The sequence below is a fragment of the Bradyrhizobium sp. LA6.8 genome, assembly GCF_040547935.1.
In the GTDB taxonomy this organism is placed as follows: Bacteria; Pseudomonadota; Alphaproteobacteria; order Rhizobiales; family Xanthobacteraceae; genus Bradyrhizobium; species Bradyrhizobium barranii.
Genome location: NZ_JBEPQQ010000003.1, coordinates 123,736 through 141,559, shown reverse-complemented (window position 1 = coordinate 141,559; position 17,824 = coordinate 123,736). Strand labels below are relative to the sequence as shown.

Below are 17,824 nucleotides of genomic sequence, written 5' to 3'. Positions count from 1 at the left end.
CCTCTTCGGGAGTCTTGAACCTTACGAAGGCAGCGCTCATCGCACCGCCTCCGGAGTCTTGTCGGCTTCCATCACGCTGAGGAAACGCGCCGTCAGCGGATTGCGGGGGTTGGTGAGCACCTCGTGCGCCGGCCCCTCCTCGATGATCGCGCCGCCGCTCAAGAAAGCGACGCGATCGGCGACTTCATCGGCAAAGCGGATCTGGTGCGTCGAGATGATCATGGTGAGGCCGTCGTCGATGGCGAGCCGCCGGATCACTTCAAGCACCTCGTTGACGAGCTCGGGATCGAGCGCCGAGGTTGGCTCGTCCAAAAGCAGCACGCTTGGATTGGGCGCCAGCGCGCGGGCGATGGCGACGCGCTGCTGCTGGCCGCCGGAGAGATGTCGCGGCAGCGCGTCGGCGCGATGCGAGAGACCGACACGGTCGAGCAGCTCGGTGGCGCGACGGTCGGCGTCGATGCGGGTCATACCGTGGACCCAGCGCAAAGGCCCGGCGATGTTTTCGCGCGCCGACAGATGGGCGAACAAATTGAACTGCTGGAACACCATGCCGACACCGACGGTTGCCCGCTCGTTGGCAATGGCCCGGGGTGACAGCAACTTGCCGTCGTCGTCAAAGCCGAGACGGCGGCCGCCGACGCGCACGGTGCCTCCGTCCCAGCTTTCGAGATGGTTGATGCAGCGGAGCAGCGTGCTCTTGCCCGAGCCGCTGGGGCCGAGCAGCGCGACCACTTCGCCGACGCGAACGGTCAGATCGAGGCCGCCGAGCACCTTTTGCGTGCCGTAGCTCTTGGTGAGGTCCTTGGTCTCGACCGCGATGTTGTTGCGCGCGATCGTCGCGGAACGCCGCGTGCGCTCCTCTCTGGTCAGAGCAAGCGGCGGCGTGTCGGTCAGCTCTGCCTGCACGGGTTCAGGATCGGCGACGGTCGCCTCCGCAAGCTCCAGCTTGGCGCCGAGATCGACGCGACGCCACGGCAGGTAATCGGCGAGCTTGCGCTTCCGTCCCTTGGCGCGGTCGAGATCGAGCAGCCATTCGACGAACAACTGGATGACGCTGATGGCGAAGGTCAGCACGAGGTACAAGAGGCCAGAGGCGAAGAAGATCGAGAAGAAGTCGAAGGTCGAGGACGCCAATTGGGTCGAGCGCAAGGTCAGCTCCTGGACTGCGACGACGGACGCCAGCGAGGAATTCTTCAGCGCGCTCACCGCCTCGTTGCCGAAGGCCGGGATCATGGTGCGGATCGCCTGCGGCGCGATCACCCGCCACATCAGGATCCGCGGCGTCATGCCGAGCGCCTGGCCGGCCGTCACCTGCCCGCGGTCGACGCCGAGCACGCCGGCGCGCAGCATCTCCGCGATGAACGGCGCCTCGTTGCAGGCGAGCGCGAGGCCGGCCGCCAGCACCGCCGGCAGCTTGATGCCGATATGCGGCAGCGCGTCGTAGGCGAACACCATCTGCAGGATCAGCGGCGTGCCGCGGAAGATCACGGTGTAGGCCCTGGCGATCGCCGCCAGGGGCCAGAAGCGCGAGAGCTGCATGCCGGCGAGGATCAATCCGAGGATCAATCCGCCACCGAGCCCGAGGGCGGTCACCTCGAGGGTGAGCTCGATGCCCTCGAGCAGATACGGCATGCTCAGGTAATGGAGAAACAGCGACATCAGTCAGCCGTCAGAATGTCCGGTTCCTTGAAGTTGTTCACGTCGAGCCCGTGCTTCTTCAGAAGCTCCATATGCGTGCCGGCCTTCTGCACCTCGATCAGTGCGGCCAGCACGGCGTCGCGGAATTTCGGCTTGTCCTTCGGGACGGCGATGCCGACCGAATACGGGATTGTCACCGCGACCGCCTTCTCCAGCTTGTCCGGATAGGCCTTCACCGCACTGTCGACGGTATTGACGTCGTTGATGTAGGTGTCGGCGCGGCCGGCCAGGATCGCCTGGATGCAGTTGGCGTTGTTGTCGTAGAGCTGGATTGTCGGCTCGGCCTTGCCGGCCTTCTTGCATTCCGGGATCAGGGCCTGGATCAGGGGCACCTCGACATAGCCGGTGTTTTCGGCGGCCGCCGTGCCGCACATCGACATGTTGATGCCGTTGATGCCCTTCGGATTGCCCTTGGCGACCAGCACGCCGTCGAACACTTTCGAGTAGGTGATGAAGTCGGCGGCCTTGGCGCGCTCCTTGGTGGCGTAGATGTCGGAGATGACGATGTCCGCCTGGCCGGCAGCGAGTGTTGTGAGGAGTGCTGCGAACGTCACCGGCTTGTAGGTCAGCTTGAAGCCGAGGCATTCGCCGATGGCTTCGCCAAGATCGATGTCGAAGCCGATATATTTGCTGGGATCCTTCGGGTCGATCGTCTCATAGCCCGGCGTGTGCGGGTTGATGGCGTTGACGAGGGTCTTGCCCTTCCAGTCCGGATATTTCTCCTGGAGTGCGGCGCAGGCGGCGGGCGCGGCGGCCTGCGCACTCAACGGTGCCGCGGCGACGAAGCCGAAAGCCATGGTGGCGCCGAGCGCGACTTTGCGCCATGGCAATGATGCGCGTGCGATCCCCCGTGCATGGGGCAATACCCGTGTCTCCATCTCCAGCTCCTTCGAATTGTCATGGCACTGGCCATGTTCCAGATCTCGGGAACGAGCCTAGGTGGAGTGCGGACGGGAAAGCTTGTCCGCGGGCGTACAAAAAATTGGATGAATGGGGCCCGCGAATTGGGCAGCCCGCTGCACAAAAACTGTTCGTGTGTCAGGTGTCCTGCAGCACGCAATTCCGAATTCGGGAGAACCAAATGATCTCACGCGACGCAATGATCTGCGCGGCTGGAGAATCAATCAGTCAGGATATTTGACAGAGATATGACGCTCGCTGACGGAAATAGGGTGCGGGGCAGACGCATCTGTGGACGACATCCACAGCATCTCACCGTCCGTCCACAGGCTGTCCGCAGCATATCCACAGGCCGACTATGCCGGATTCGCGAGACCGCACGAGCCACTTGCTGCGCACAAACCCACAGGGCGGCTATGTCAACCGCCGGCTTGATCGAACACGGTGCGGCAAGCCTCGCTCAAGCTTGACCGGTTACGGCGCAGACAGGCCGTGATGGCGCGGACGTTGGGGATCTCGCCGGCGCAGAGCCGATAGACGTCGGGGGTGCAGGCCCGGCGCTGCTCCGGCGTTCCCTGCTGCGCATTGGCGGCGGAGGCGAACAGCGCCAGGAACAGCCCGACCGTCGAGGCGCGGCGCGCCCGGCTCCTCGCACCCGCAAACCGTAAGAACCTTGCCCTCATGACCAAGTCTCCCGTCTGCCTTGCCCGCCCCCGGCCTTCGCTGGCCGGTGTCGTGCCAAGGGGTAGGAGAAATAAATCGCGGGGGATGTGATCTCTTTCACACTGAGGCCGGACGGGAGGAACGTACGGTTCCGCGGGGATTTTAAGGAATTGCTAACCAATCGGAGCCCGATCGCCGGGTCGCTAAAATGCGAACGATCGGCTCAATCGGGTAACAAACCGGCTTTGCGACATTGCGCCATCCGCGTTCTGCGAGGGTGCGATGAGCGAAGCCGAATTCAACTTGCTGCTGGATGCCGTCCGGGACGCCATGGTCTATCAAGATTTCGCGCCCGAGCCGGAGGAGGAATTCGTGCCCCGCTCGTGGTCGTACGTCGCAACGCCCAAAGCCGCCAATGACAATGAGGGCGCCTGGCCCCTTCTGCCGTTTCCGGACGGCTGGTACGCGGCCTGTTGAGACCACTTTCAACGTCAACCGATGCGCCCGCTCCCGCGGGCGTTTTGCTATCGGCCATGCGCCGGAATGGCGCGGGACCGATCAGGTCTTGACCCGCTCCTCGCCGTCCTGCGGCACCCGGTCGGGTGCGGCCGGCGGAAAGATGCTGTCATAGATCGCACGCGCCTCGCGAATGAGGCGAGCCCGCTCCAGCTCGGATTTCGGGACAAATCGGACGACGTCGCTCACGTGCTCTCCAGCTCCAGGGGTTCGTGACGCATCACTTCGCAGATGCGAAGTCTATGCCATCGGGCCTGAATCGCTGGTGTCCGCCAAACCCCGGGCAAACCCGGTGTGCACGGCCTGGCAGGCCTCAATCGCGTGCTCCGCGGAACGCGCGGTGAGCAAAATTTATGATGAAATATCAGGAGGTTGTTATGGAGGCCACGACCAGAATTGAACTGGTGTACACGGTTTTGCAGACCGTTGCGTAACCACTCCGCCACGTGGCCCCGTAAGGGCGGAGCAATATAGGGGATCAATGGCTTAGGCAACCCCGGCCGGGCGTTTACCCCTTGGCCCCGCCGGGACCGGCGAGATATTTCGCAAGAATCGCATCGGTCGGGCCGGCCGCGGTCATCCGCCCCTCCTCCAGCAGGATCGCGCGGTTGCAGGTGCTCTGGATCAGCTCGATGTCGTGGGAGGCCAGCACCAGGATGCCGGCACGGGCCACGATCTCATCGAGCCGCTGCCGCGCCTTCCGGCGGAATTGCTGATCGCCGACGCCGATCCATTCGTCCAGCAGCACGATCTCGCCTTCCACGGCGGTTGCGACCGCGAAGATGAGGCGCAGCATCATGCCGCTGGAATAGGTCCGCAGCGGCAGGTCGAGCCGGTCGCCGAGCTCGGTGAACTCGGCGATCTCCGCCCGCCGCGCATCGATCTCGGAGCGCCGCGCGCCGATCACGAGCCCGCGGCGCACGATGTTCTCGTAGCCCGTGGCCTCCTCGTCGAAGCCGGCCGACAGGTCGAACAGCGACAGGCAGCGGCCGAGCACGTCCACGCTGCCCGCGGTCGGATGATAGATGCCGGCGAGCACCCGCAGCAGCGTGGTCTTGCCTGCGCCGTTGGCGCCGATGATGGCGACGCGGTCACCGGCGCGGATGTCGAGACTGACGTCGTTGAGCGCGGAGACGATGTGCGGCACCGCTGGCGTCCGGCGCAGCGTCACCGCGCTGACGAACCGGCTGCGCAGCGAACGGTCGCGGAACGACAGCACCGGAAATTTGACCGAAACGTTGCGAAGCACGATCTGGGCAGCAAGGCTCATGCGCGCCTCACAGCCAATACGCCACGCGGTGGCGGCATTTTGCGTAGCAGCCGAAGGCGATGACGGCTACGACGATCGCATAGATCGCCCCGAGCAGCCACTGCCCCGGATCGGTCGGCTGCGACAGCAACGGCCTGCGCACGAGGTCGAGCAGCGTCGCGAACGGATTGGCGCGGATCAGCCAGTGGAACGTGGTGCCGCGCAGGGCGTCCTCGGTCCAGATGATCGGCGTCAGGAAGAAGATGAATTGCAGGCCGCTGACGATGGCCGTGCCTATGTCGCGAAAGCGCGCGCAGAGCATGCCGAGCGCGACCGAACCGCCGAGCAGAACGATCAGCAGGATCGCAAAGCCGGGCACCGCGAGCAGCATGCTCCCATGCAGCGGCCAGGGCATCACGATGTACAGCAGCGCCACGATCACCAGATGATGCGCGAAGATGAGGACGTTGCGCGCGATCATCTGGAGCACATGCACGATCAGCGGCGCCGGCACGGCCTTGATCAGGTAGCCCGACGCCACGAAGATGCTGGAGCCTTCCTGGAGCGTCGTCGCGATCAGGGTCCAGACGATCAGGCCGACGGCGAAGGGCGGCAGGAAACCGGCGATGTCCTGCTTGAACAGTGCGGCGTAGACCGTGCCGACACTTGCGATTGTTGCTGCCAGCGTCAGCGTGATCCAGAGCGGGCCGATCACGGTGCGCCGGTAACGCAGCGAGATGTCCATCAGCGCGAGCGTGCCCCAGCGATCGGGCCGCGCCGCCTGTGCAAGGATTTCCTTCGCCGCGGCCTGAATGCGACTGCCCCTTCCGCTTCCGGCTATCCGATGCTGCGAAGATAACAGTTCGCGGCCCATCGGCCGATCGTCTCTACCCGCCCGTCTCGCGCGGGGCAATCAACCGTACGGAGGATTTAAGCGCGAGTCAGCTGCGCTTGCTGCGCCGGACACCGCGCCGGCGGTCCTTAACCGGCGGTTTTGGTGCCAATTCCGGCATTTCGGCCTGAACCTCGCGGTAGCGCGTCAACATCCGTTCAAAACTGGCATTGAGCGTCTCGGCGATATCGGGGCGCTTCTCAAGACTGGCCAGGATGGTCGCGGCCGCCTCGATGGTCGACAGCCCGTCTTTCCGCGGCTCCTTGCGCAGGCGTCCGTATCGGGAGGGATGCGCCGGGTTGAGGATGACGCGCTGGCATTTCAGCATCCAGGGATTGCGCCACCACAGCGCCTTGGCCTGGCTCCAGGTGCCGTCGAGCAGCACCACGCCTTCGAGCTTGCCGAGGATCGAGCGCTGGTTCTCCGCGACTTCGCCCTTGCGGTTGAGCGCCAGGATCTCGCCCTCGGCCTCCAGATCGGCCGCGCGCGCCGAGCCAAGATAGAGCACGGCCCAGTGCGAGGCGTTCTCGACCGGCCGCGCCAGCGCCTTGGACAGGCTCGGCCAGGACAGGCCGACCCGCACCGTGGCATCGGCAAAGTGCTTCGCAAGCAGGCGGGCGGTGCCGAGCGCCCTGTCCTGCTCCTGCGGGTGCTGGAGGATCAGGAGCGAGAGCCGGTTCTTGATGGGCGTGACACCGTCGCAGATGCACAGCGGCATCGGCTTCTGGCAGTGCGGGCATTCGGGGATCGGATCGGCCGGCGCGGCGGCTGTGGGGTTCGACATGGTCGCCGCTATACGCTTGAAGCGGCGGTTCAACAACTCTCTTGCCGGGAGTGGCGCCGCCATAACCCCGAACCTCGGCACACGACAAAAAGACCGCCCAAAGGCGGTCTCGTTGCGCCGGAATGTCGAATGCGTCGACCGCTCTGCTAGACCGGCGTTCCGGCAGCGTCTCTCCAATCCACAGTACCATTCGCGGCCACGTTGGCGACCCAAATCGGCTTGCTGAGGTCGGTGTCGTAGAACTGAGCACCTACGTCGACATGGGCTTTGGGGCGGGGATTGGGAGGCGATGGTCATGAAGTGTGGTGGTCGGGCCGTAGTACACGGTCCAGTTGACTGCCGAATGACGTTATCGCTCGGACTTGGTGACATCTTGGAGGGTACGATCTTTCTACAAGGCTGCTGCGTTGCGTGACGTTCCGCGCTCGAAGGCCTTTCGTCCCGTGCGCTCTTTCGTCTTCGCAATGAGGTGTACGGCGGCTTGAGCCCGACGTGACTTGGCTGTCGGGCTCACGGCACGGGGCGTTTGCGCATGAACGCCGTCAACACCGTCTTGAACGGAGCCGGCGTGCAGTGCTGAACCGCTAGCAACAGCGAATAGAGCAGCTTCGATCCGAAATAGTAGGCCGGCTCCGCGTCCCACGGGATCACATACAGATCGTATCGGGAGGCGGGAAAATGCCGTTTGAACGCGCCGGCAGTGTTCAGCCGATAGACGGCCGGGAAGACATCCTCGCCTTTGCGGTCGTCCTGGGCCGACTGGATGATGCGGGCATGCAACTGGTCGGGGATCATCCGGTTGGCGAGTGCGATGTATCCATAGCGGTTGGGCGTTCGCGCGCAGATCCAGCCGCCCGGCTTGAGCACGCGGTCGAGTTCACGGGCGGCTCTGGCAGGATCCTGGAGATGCTCGAACACAAAATCAGATACGATCACGTCGATGGATTGATCGGCGATCGGTAGCTCTCCATCGGGTGTGATCACGAACGCCCGATCCAGCGCCTTGTTGGTCGTGACAGCCGGGTCGACATCCACCCCGACGAGCTCGCGCACCCGTCCCTTCAACGACCGCAGACTGCGCCGGTAGGCAACCGAATCCTCGCTCTGGCCGGCGCCTCGCCCGGCGCCAAAGTCCAGCACGACGGAATCCGGTCCAACCAAGGCCCCGACCCGCTGCCAGAACTGAATCGTGCCATCGACCCGAGAGAATCCACCCGCCGCAATCTCCGGGAAAAAGTGCGATCCGACGGTATTAGCCATTTGGCCAATCACTCCAAAGCAACACGAGCCAGCCGATTTCCGCTCGCCCACAAGGTTTCCCAAGCACGTCACACATTCTCGGGGCGGGATTCCGTTCGAATGCAACAGCTTCGGGCGGCGCGACGAGCGAAGGCCGCGCCCGTCTCCGTTCTGTAACGAGCTTTGTTGACAGAAATGAGAAGTAACAGCCTTTATGAGAACAGATGTTAAGTTGACAACATCAAATGTTAGGGGATCGAGCCGACTGACGGTGTCGGAACGTGCGCGATACTTGGCCTATTCCGCCGGTGCGGCCAGCGGGCGCGGCTCGGAGCGGCGGCGCAGGCGGTCGATCAGCAGGTAGATCACGGGCGTGGTGTAGAGCGTCAGGATCTGCGAGACGAACAGGCCGCCGATGATGGTGATGCCGAGCGGACGGCGGAGCTCCGTGCCGGGACCGGTCGCGATGACCAGCGGAATGCCGGCGAACAGCGCAGCCATCGTCGTCATCAGAATGGGGCGGAAGCGCGCCTGGCAGGCCTCGAAGATCGCCTCCGCCGAGGACAGGCCGCGCTGGCGCTCGGCATCGAGCGCGAAGTCCACCATCATGATGCCGTTCTTCTTGACGATGCCGATCAACAGGATGATGCCGACGAAGGCGATCACCGTCAGCGGCGTGTTGGTGAGTTGCAAGGCGAGCAGCGCGCCGAGCCCGGCGGATGGCAGTGTCGAGATGATCGTCAGCGGATGGGCGAGGCTCTCATAGAGCACGCCGAGCACGATATACATCGCCACCAGCGCGCCGAGGATCAGCAGCGGCTGGCGGCCGCTGGTCCTGGCGAAATCACCGGCATTGCCGTCAAAACTGCCGCGGATGCCTTCCGGCATGTGCAGTTCCTCGACCGCGCGCTGCACGTTCTGGGTGGCTGTCTGGAGCGGCATGTCCGGCAACAGGTTGAACGACACCGTGGTCGAGGGAAACCCCTGTGAATGATAGACCGCCAGCGCAGCGAGCCCGCGCGTCGCATGCACCACCGCCGACAGCGGCACCTGCGCATCGTTCGCACCGGCGACATAGATGCGATCTAGGTTGGATGGGTCGACCTGGAATTTCGGGTCGATCTCCAGCACGGTCATGTACTGGTTGCGCTGGGTGTAGATGATCCCGATCTGCCGCTGCGAAAATGCATTGTTAAGCGCGTTGTCGATGTCCTGGACCTTGACGCCGAGCGCCGAGGCCTTCTGGCGGTCGATCGAGAGCGTGAGCTGAAGCCCGCCGGGATCGCGGTCGCTCGAAATATCCGTGATGCCCTCGACGCTCTCCATGCGCTTGGCCACGATCGGCGCCCATTTCTGGAGCAGGCTGAGGTCGGTGCTGGTCAGTGTGTACTGGTAGTCGGAATCGCTCTGCCGTCCGCCGGCGCGGACGTCCTGGGCGGCGAACATGAACAGGCGGATGCCGGGCACCGGGTACAGGGCGCGCCTGAGACGGTCGATCACGACCTGCGTCGAGACGTGGTCGCGCTCCTCCGGCGGCTTCAGGCTGATGAACATGGTGCCGCGGTTCGAGGTCGCTCCCCCCGGCCCGCCCCCGCTGCCGACCGTCGAGCCGATGCCGGCCACGGCCGGGTCCTGCATCACGATGTCGGCGAGCCGCTGCTGCAGGCCGAGCATGGACTGGAACGAGATGTCGGCCGAGGCGCGCGTCGCGCCGATGACGAAGCCGGAATCGTCGGTCGGGAAATAACCCTTGGGGACCTTGATGTAGAGCGTCACCGTAAGGCCGATGGTGGCGAAGAACACCAGCAGCGTCAGCAGCGGGAATTCCAGAACGGTGCGCAGGGTGCGGGCATAGAACGCGACGATGCGCGACAGCGAGCCTTCGATCAGCCGATCGAACAGCGTCGCGGTGCCGGACGTGGTCTGCCGGATGTAATGGGCGCAGATCATCGGCGTGACCGTCAGCGACACCAGCGTCGAGACCAGGATCGCAAAGGTCAGCGTCAGCGAGAACTCGCGCAGCAGGCGGCCGACGATGCCGTCCATGAAGATCAGCGGCGTGAAAGCCGCGATCAGCGACAGGCTGATCGAGACCACAGTGAACCCGATCTGCCGGGCGCCAACGAGCGCGGCCTGGAGCGGCCGCATGCCATGTTCGAGATTGCGGTACATGTTCTCGATCATGACGATGGCATCGTCGACCACGAAGCCGACCGAGATCGCCAGCGCCATCAGCGACAGATTGTCGATCGAGAAGCCCGCGACCCACATCCCGGCGCAGGTTCCGGCCAGCGCCAGCGGCACCGAGATGCCAGCCGCGATCGTCGGCGTCAGCCGCCGCAGGAACACGAACACCACGACCATCACGAGGACAGCGGTTGCCAGCAGCGTCCACTGCATGTCGAGCACGCTGGCGCGGATCGTGCTGGTGCGGTCGACCAGCGTGGAAATATCGACGCCCGCCGGGATCCATTGCTTCAGCGCCGGGATCAGCGCCTTCACCCGGTCGACGGTGTCGATGACGTTGGCGTCGCCCTGCTTGGTGATCTGGATCAGCACCGCCGGCTGCTTGTTGAACCAGGCGATGGAGCGAGCGTTGCGGACGGAGTCCTCGATGTTGGCCACGTCGGACAGCCGGACGAAATTGCCGTTCGAGCTCTTGATGATGATGTCGCGGAACTCTTTCGCCGTCCGCATCTGCTTGTTCAGCGACAGCGTCTCGCTCTGGCGCTCGCCGTTGAAGATACCGACGGGACCAAGCGGGTTGGCGTTGATGATCGCGGTCCTGACGTCGTCGGTGGCGATGCCGGCGTTGGAGAGTGCGACGGGGTTGAGCTGCACGCGCACCGCCGGCTGGTCGGCGCCGCTCACCGTCACGTCACCGACACCAGGCACCTGCGAGATGCGCTGCGCGAGCACGGTATCGGCGACGTCGTAGATCGCGCTGGCCGACAGCGTCTTCGAGGTCAGCGCCAGCACGAAAACAGGCGCGCCGGCCGTGTTCGCCTTGCGGAAGCGCGGCAGCGTCGGCAGGTCGCTCGGCAGGTCGATCAGCGCCGCGTTGATCGCCGCCTGCACGTCGCGTGCGGCCTTGTCGATGTTGCGGCCGATGTCGAACTGGAGCTGGATGCTGGTCGTGCCGAGCGACGACGTCGAGGTGATCTGGTTGATGCCCGCGATCTCGCCGAGCCGACGCTCCAATGGCGAGGCCACCGTCGCCGCCATGACGGACGGGTCGGCACCCGGCCGGCTGGCCGACACGAAGATGGCGGGGAAGTCGACGTTCGGGACCGAGGCGACAGGCAGGAACTCGTAGGCGACGACACCCAGCAGGAACAACCCGATCGACAGCAGCGTGGTCGCGACGGGGCGGCGGATGAAGGGCTCCGAGATCGATGCCATCACTGCATCCCCTCGGTCGCGCCTGCGACCGGCGGGCCGCCGGATTCAGCCGGCGGCAGCGCCTGCTCGAGGCGGCGGTTGATGCGGTCGAGCGCCAGGTAGATCACGGGCGTGGTGTAGAGCGTCAAAAGCTGGCTCAGCAGCAGGCCGCCAATGATGGAGATGCCGAGCGGAAAGCGCAGCTCGGCGCCGGTGCCGCTCTCGATCGCGAGCGGCAGCGCGCCGAACAGCGCCGCCAGCGTCGTCATCATGATCGGACGGAAGCGCAAGAGACAGGCCTGCACGATCGCCTCGTTCGGCGACATCCCCTGCCTGCGCTCGGCCTCGAGCGCGAAGTCGATCATCATGATCGCGTTCTTCTTGACGATGCCCATCAGCAGGATGATGCCGATCAGGCCGATCACCGAGAGGTCCTGCCCGCACAGCATCAGCGCCAGGATCGCGCCGACGCCGGCCGAAGGCAGCGTCGACAGGATGGTGATCGGGTGGATGTAGCTCTCATAGAGCACGCCCAGCACGATGTAGATCGTGATCACGGCGGCGAGCAGCAGCCAGGGCTGGCCGGCGAGCGCCTTGGCAAATTCGGCGGCATCGCCGGCATAGACGCCGACGATGCTGTTGGGCATCTCGATCCGGGTCTCGATCGTCTTCACTGCCTCGACGGCATCGCCGAGCGCGGCGCCCGGGGCGAGGTTGAAGCTGAGCGAGATCGACGGGAACTGCGCCTGGTGCGAGATCGCGAGCGGCGCCGTGGTGCGCTTCAGCGTCGCCACGGCGGAAAGAGGCACCTGGGCGTTGGGCGCGCCCACGATGCTGCTCGCCGCGCCCGGCAGATACAGCTTCGACAGGATCGAGGGATCGCGCTGGTACATCGGCAGCGCCTCCAGCACCACGCGGTACTGGTTGGCCTGGCCGTAGATGGTCGAGATCTGCCGCTGCGCGAACGCGTCGTTGAGCGTGTCGGTGATTCCTTGCAGGCTCACGCCGAGCTGTCCGGCCCGGGTCCGGTCCACGTCGAGCTGGGCCCGCAGGCCGCCCTCCTGCGCCTCCGAGGAGACGTCGCGGAACAGCGGATCGCGCCGCATCTCGGCGACGAGCTTGCGCGCCCATTCCGACACCAGCGTCGCGTCGGTCCCGGTCAGCGTGTACTGGTACTGCGAACGGCTCGACTGGGTCGAGATCTGCACGTCCTGCACCGGCTGGAAATAGACGGTCATGCCGGGGATGGCCGACACCCGTTCCTTCAGCCGGGTCACAACCGCGCTAACGTCGTCGCGCCGCTCGCCGCGCGGCTTCAGGGTCATGACCAGGCGCCCGACATTGGTGGTCGGGTTGACCGAGCCCGCCCCGATCACCGAGACCACGCCGACCACATCAGGGTCGGCCTTGATGGCATCGGCCGCCTCGGCCTGACGCTTCTGCATCTCGGTGAACGACACGTCGGGTCCCGCCTCCGTCACCGCCGTGATCGAGGCGGTGTCCTGAAGCGGCAAAAAGCCCTTTGGCGCGACGACGTAGAGGACAAGGGTCGCGACCAGGGTCGCAAACGTCACGAGCAGCGTGGCGCGCTGGCGTTCCAGGACCCAGAGCAGCGTCCGGTGATAGAACTCGACGGTGCTATCGATGAAGCGGCTGATCGCGGCCAATCCCGGCACCGCCAGTTCCTCATGGGCGTGCTTGAGCAGCCGCGAGCACATCATCGGCGTCAGCGTCAGCGAGACCACGGCCGAGGTCACGACCGCGATCGTCAGCGTCAGCGCGAATTCGCGGAACATGCGCCCGACGAGGCCGGACATGAACAGCAGCGGGATGAACACCGCGATCAGCGACACCGTCAGCGAGATCACGGTGAAGCCGATTTCGCTGGCCCCCTTCAGCGAGGCCTCCATCGCGCTATCGCCGTTCTCCATGTGGCGGACGATGTTCTCGATCATGACGATGGCGTCGTCGACGACGAATCCGGTGCCGATGGTGAGCGCCATCAGCGACAGATTGTCGAGGCTGAAGCCGGCGAAATACATGATGCCGAAGCTGGTGATCAGCGACAGCGGCAGCGCGACACCCGCGATCAGCGTGGCCCGCAGCGAGCGCAGGAACAACAGCACCACCAGCGTCACCAAGACGACGCTGAGGATCAGGGTGAACTGCACGTCGCGGACGGAGGCGCGGATGGTGACGGTACGGTCGGAGACGATGGTGAGGTTCACGCCGGCCGGAATGGCGCGCTGGACCTTTGGGATTTCCGCCCGGATCTGGCTGACGACATCGATGACGTTGGCGCCGGGCTGGCGCTGGATGTCGATGATGACCGCCGGCGTGCCCTGGTACCAGCCGCCGGTGCGGTCGTTCTCGAGGCCATCCACGATCTGCGCGACGTCGCCGATCGTAACCGGCGAGCCGTTGCGGTAGGCGATGATAACAGGCTTGTAGGCGTCGGCGGCGGCGATCTGGTCGTTGGCGGCGATGAGGTAGGATTGCTGCGCGCCGTCGAGCGAGCCTTTTGGTCCGGAGACGTTGGCATTGGAGATCGCGGTGCGCAGATCCTCCATGGCGATGCCATAGGCGGCGAGGCGCGCCAGATCCGCCTGGATGCGCACGGCCGGCTTCAGCCCACCCAGCACCGAGACCCGACCGACGCCGGAGATCTGGCTCAGCCGCTGCGCCAGAAGCGTGTCGGCGATGTCGCTCATCGCCCGCAGCGAGATCGTGTCGGAGCGAAGCGCCAGCGTCATCACCGGTGCGTCCGCCGGGTTCACCTTGGCGTAGGTCGGCGGATAAGGCAGCGTCTTGGGCAGCACGCCGGCCGCCGCGTTGATCGCGGCCTGCACGTCCTGGGTCGCGCCGTCGATGTCGCGGTTGAGATCGAACTGAAGCGAGATCTGGCTGACGCCGAACGAGCTCGTCGAGTTCATCGCCGACAGCGACGGGATCTGGCCGAGCTGCCGCTCCAGCGGCGCGGTGATCAGCGAGGCGATCACGTCGGGACTGGCGCCCGGCAGCTGCGTCGTCACCTGCACGGTCGGGAAGTCGACCTGCGGCAGCGCCGAGACCGGCAGCGAGAAATAGCCGAGCGCGCCCCCGATCAGCAGGGCGATGCCGAGCAGCGAGGTCGCGATCGGGCGGCGGATGAAGGGTTCGGAGACGCCCATGGGATGTGCCTGCCGCTCAGGCGGCTGTTGTCGGGATCATGGCTGCTTGGCTCCAGGTCCCGATGCCCCCGGCCCCGGTGCCGGTCCGGTCTGCCCCTTCTGGTCGCCTTCGCTGCTGCTCCGTTTCGCGCGGTGCTCGCCGTCCTTGCCCTGTCCGTCCTTTTGCCCGTCCTTGGCCTGCCCATCCTTCTTCTGGCCATCCGGGCCGCGCGTGCGCTTGCGCGGGGCGAGATCGGCCGACGGTGTCTGGTCATCGCGGCCGACGACCACCTTGGACCCGTCGGACAGATTGGCAAAGCCCGTCGTGACGACCTTGTCGGTCGGCGACAAGCCGCTGGCAATGACGGCGTCATGCTCGTTCTGCTGGGTCACGGTCACCGGCTTGGCGGAGACGACATTGTCCTCGCCGATGACGTAGCTGAAGGTGCCGATCGGTCCGCGCTGCACCGCCGATGTCGGCACCACCAGCGCCTGCATCAAGGTCTCGACCTTGAGGCGGACATTGACGAACTGGCCCGGCCAGAGCTGGTAATTGGCGTTGGGGAATTCGGCCTTGAGCTTGAGCGTGCCGGTGGTCTGGTCGACCTGGTTGTCGATGCCGGTGAGCTTGCCGGTGTCGATCACGGTGATGCCGTCATTGCCGAACACGTCGACGGCGAGCGTGCCCTTCGACGCCGCTGCGTTGACGCGCATGATCTGCTGCTGCGGCAGGCTAAACCACACCGCGATCGGCTGCAATTGCGTGATCACCAGGAGGCCCGTGGCGTCGGCGGCGTGGATGATGTTGCCCTGGTCGACCTGCCGCAGGCCGGCGCGGCCCGAAAGCGGCGCCACGATCTTGGTGTAGCTCAACGTCGCCGCCGCATTGTCGATCGCGGCCTGGTCGGCTTTGACCAGCGCCTCGGTTTGTGCGACCGCGGCGCGCTGGGTGTCGGCCTGCTGCTTGGAGCCCGCGTTGGAAGCAGCCAACTGCTCGTAGCGCGTGAGATCGATGCGCTGGTTGGCGAGCTGCGCCTCGTCCTGCGCCTTCTTGGCGACGGCCTGGTCGTACGTCGCCTGGTAGAGCGCGGGATCAATCTCGCCGAGCACGTCACCCTTCTTGACGTCCTGGCCCTCGGTGAATTTCACGGCGATCAGCTTGCCGTCGACCTGCGAGCGCACGGTCACGGTGTTGAGCGCGCGGATCGCTCCCACGCCGTCGAGATAGACCGGGACGTCCTGGATGCGGGGCGTCGCCGCCAGCACCGGCACAGGCAGATCGGGCCGTTGGTTGCGGCCATTCGCCTGCTGCGGCTGCTGGTGCCAGACGGTCCAGCCGAAATAGCCGAGCCCGCCAAGGATGGCGAGCGTGATCAGGGTCATGACGAAGCCGCGGCCGCGCGATTTCTTCGCCGTCCCTTCTTTCGCGCCTTCCTTCGTATCCGGCTTAAAGAGCATTGACCGGTTTCTCCATTCGCGGCTCCCAGCCGCCGCCGAGCGCCTGATACAGGCTGACGATGGCGAGAAGCCGAGCGAGTTGGGCCTGCCACAACGCATCTTCGGCCTGAAATAGTGTCTGCTGGACGTTCAGCACAGTCACGATGTCGGCCGTGCCGGCGCGCAATTGCTGCTCGGCGAGATCGAAGGCGCGCTTCGACGAGGTAACGACATCGCGCTGCAATTGTAGCTTGATCGTGGTCTGCTTGATCGAATACAGCGCGTTGTCGACGTCCGCAAACGACTGGATGATGGTCTTGCGGTAGGTCTGGAGCAACTCGTCCTGCCGCGCCTTGGCGAATTCGAAATTGCCGAGGATCTTGCCGCCGTCGAAGATCGGCTGCGTGGCGCTGCCGACGAGCTGGAAGAAGGCCGCATGCGGCTGGAACAGCGAGACCAGCGCCGAGCTCTGATAGCCGCCATTGCCGGTGAGCTGGATCGTCGGAAAGAACTGCGCGCGGGCATTGCCGATGTTCGCGGTCGCCGAAGCGAGCTGTGCCTCCTGGCGGCGGATGTCGGGCCGCTGCGTCAAAAGCTCCGACGGCAGGCCGGGCGTGACGCGCGGGATCGCGATCTTGTTCAGCGAGCCGCCGAGCACCCGCACGCTCTCCGGCGGCCGCGACACCAGCACGGCGAGCGCGTTGACGTTCTGGTCGAGCGTCTGGCGCAGCGGCGGCACCAGCGCCTTCTGGTTGGCGACCACGCTCTCTTGCTGGGCGACGTCGAGGTCGGTGCCGGTGCCGGCCTTACGGCGCTCGCGGATCGCATCGAGGATGCGCTGCGCGCTGGCGATGTTGCTCTGGGCGGTACGCAGGCGATCCTGCGAGGCCAGCACCTGGAAATAGGCGTTGGCGACGCCGGCGAGCGTCGTCAGGGCGACGACGTCACGATCGAAACGGTTGGCATTCGCCGTCTCTTCCGCCGTTTGCAGCGCATCGCGGTTCTGGCCCCAGAAGTCGAGCTGGTAGCTCGCGCTCAGCGACGCCGAATAGTTGACGACCTCGCGGCCGCCGATGGACAGGCCCGAGGCGCTCGAACCCGAGGTGCGTGAATAGGTTTCCGATCCGCCGCCCGACAGGCTCGGCAGCAGCGCAGCGCCCGCTTGCCGCGCCTGGGCGTCGGCCTGGACGATGCGCGCGACGGCGGCGGCGATGTCGAGATTGACGGTCTGCGCCTCCTCCATCAGTTGCGTCAGCTCCGCGGAGCGAAAGCCGCGCCACCAATCCAGCGACGGCGGCGCATCCGGCTTGCCCGCGTATTTGTACTGCGTGGGAACATCGAGTGCGGGATCGGGCAAATCCTGCGTCAGCACGCAGGCGCCTGAACTGGCGGCAAGGCACGCCACGGCAGCCCATCGCACCACACGCGACGCCCGGAACGTAAGGCCGGGAGATCGCCTCATGGCGACCGCAGGACCATCCTGTGTCACATCCACCCCCCGCCGGGCAGATAGATCCGCCACCGCAGAGCCGGATTAACCGATTCGTGGCGGAACGGCCGGGGGCGTTTGTGTAACTCGTTCACAGCCGTGATGCTTTCTGCGGAACCTGAAGTTCATACTAGCGGGGCGCGGAACAGGGGGACAGTCCCGCACCTGCGAAATGCGGCCTCGAATGCGTCGATGTCGAACTCACGCAAATACAAAATATACCTGTGTCACAGGGCTTTTTTGTATTCCAACCTCGCTCCGAGGCGCATTCAAGCTTACCAAGATTTCATGTGATATTGCCGCCACGCCGACGCCAGGGCTACCGGTCCCGCCAGGCGCTCCACCGAAACCTGCGCCGCGGCGCACCGCAGCTTCCCCGGCCTTGGCTGAGCGCACGGCGCGCTATGATCGGGTGCTGGCCCGCAAT

Annotated in this window: 13 protein-coding genes and 1 tRNA gene; 1 reads left to right on the top strand and 13 read right to left on the bottom strand. The window is 65.3% G+C overall.

Translation table 11 applies throughout. From position 1 onward, the window contains the following. Positions 1–36 precede the first annotated feature (36 nt). The 3 genes from ABIA90_RS14320 to ABIA90_RS14310 form a co-directional block, all read right to left on the bottom strand. Complete coding sequence (locus ABIA90_RS14320; RefSeq protein WP_354118280.1) at positions 37–1,659, bottom strand: amino acid ABC transporter permease/ATP-binding protein; 1,623 nt, start codon at positions 1,657–1,659, stop codon at positions 37–39. Then, positions 1,659–2,576 carry an ABC transporter substrate-binding protein gene (locus ABIA90_RS14315; protein ID WP_354118281.1) on the bottom strand — a complete coding sequence of 306 codons (918 nt, stop codon included), beginning with the start codon at positions 2,574–2,576 and terminating at the stop codon, positions 1,659–1,661. The genes ABIA90_RS14320 and ABIA90_RS14315 overlap by 1 nt, the downstream gene beginning before the upstream one ends. Positions 2,577–3,017: 441 nt before the next feature. After that, a complete protein-coding gene (locus ABIA90_RS14310) occupies positions 3,018–3,281 on the bottom strand; it encodes a hypothetical protein (RefSeq protein ID WP_354118282.1) in 264 nt (87 codons plus the stop codon). 262 nt (positions 3,282–3,543) lie between these two features. Here ABIA90_RS14310 and ABIA90_RS14305 point away from each other — a divergent pair, with 262 nt between their 5' ends. Next, positions 3,544–3,738: a hypothetical protein gene (locus ABIA90_RS14305; protein WP_039148908.1), complete on the top strand. Its 195-nt coding sequence runs from the start codon at positions 3,544–3,546 to the stop codon at positions 3,736–3,738. Between the two features lie 81 nt (positions 3,739–3,819). Here the strand turns inward: ABIA90_RS14305 and ABIA90_RS14300 are convergent, their stop codons facing one another. The 10 genes from ABIA90_RS14300 to ABIA90_RS14255 form a co-directional block, all read right to left on the bottom strand. Continuing rightward, the gene (locus tag ABIA90_RS14300) at positions 3,820–3,966 is read right to left on the bottom strand and encodes a hypothetical protein (RefSeq protein WP_167767891.1); all 147 of its coding nucleotides are present in this window, start codon (positions 3,964–3,966) and stop codon (positions 3,820–3,822) included. Positions 3,967–4,155: 189 nt separating this feature from the next. Next, positions 4,156–4,229, bottom strand: a tRNA-Cys gene (locus tag ABIA90_RS14295). 56 nt (positions 4,230–4,285) lie between these two features. Next, positions 4,286–5,047, bottom strand: a complete 762-nt coding sequence (locus ABIA90_RS14290; protein ID WP_354118283.1) for an ABC transporter ATP-binding protein — start codon at positions 5,045–5,047, stop codon at positions 4,286–4,288. Between the two features lie 7 nt (positions 5,048–5,054). Then, positions 5,055–5,900, bottom strand: a complete 846-nt coding sequence (locus ABIA90_RS14285) for an ABC transporter permease (RefSeq protein WP_502916626.1) — start codon at positions 5,898–5,900, stop codon at positions 5,055–5,057. 67 nt (positions 5,901–5,967) lie between these two features. After that, the gene (locus tag ABIA90_RS14280; RefSeq protein WP_354118284.1) at positions 5,968–6,702 is read right to left on the bottom strand and encodes a tRNA-uridine aminocarboxypropyltransferase; all 735 of its coding nucleotides are present in this window, start codon (positions 6,700–6,702) and stop codon (positions 5,968–5,970) included. Positions 6,703–7,212: 510 nt separating this feature from the next. Next, entirely contained in the window at positions 7,213–7,962 is a 750-nt protein-coding gene (locus ABIA90_RS14275; RefSeq protein ID WP_354118285.1) for a class I SAM-dependent methyltransferase, read from the bottom strand. A gap of 276 nt (positions 7,963–8,238) precedes the next feature. Further along, positions 8,239–11,343 carry an efflux RND transporter permease subunit gene (locus tag ABIA90_RS14270; protein WP_354118286.1) on the bottom strand — a complete coding sequence of 1,035 codons (3,105 nt, stop codon included), beginning with the start codon at positions 11,341–11,343 and terminating at the stop codon, positions 8,239–8,241. Further along, positions 11,343–14,492, bottom strand: coding sequence for an efflux RND transporter permease subunit (locus ABIA90_RS14265; protein ID WP_354118287.1), 3,150 nt, complete (start codon positions 14,490–14,492; stop codon positions 11,343–11,345). The genes ABIA90_RS14270 and ABIA90_RS14265 overlap by 1 nt, the downstream gene beginning before the upstream one ends. Before the next feature lie 36 nt (positions 14,493–14,528). Then, entirely contained in the window at positions 14,529–15,929 is a 1,401-nt protein-coding gene (locus tag ABIA90_RS14260; RefSeq protein ID WP_354118288.1) for an efflux RND transporter periplasmic adaptor subunit, read from the bottom strand. Beyond that, on the bottom strand, positions 15,919–17,370 hold the full coding sequence (locus ABIA90_RS14255; protein ID WP_502916627.1) for an efflux transporter outer membrane subunit: 1,452 nt from the start codon (positions 17,368–17,370) through the stop codon (positions 15,919–15,921). Before ABIA90_RS14255 ends, ABIA90_RS14260 begins: the two co-directional genes overlap by 11 nt. Between the last annotated feature and the right edge of the window lie 454 nt (positions 17,371–17,824).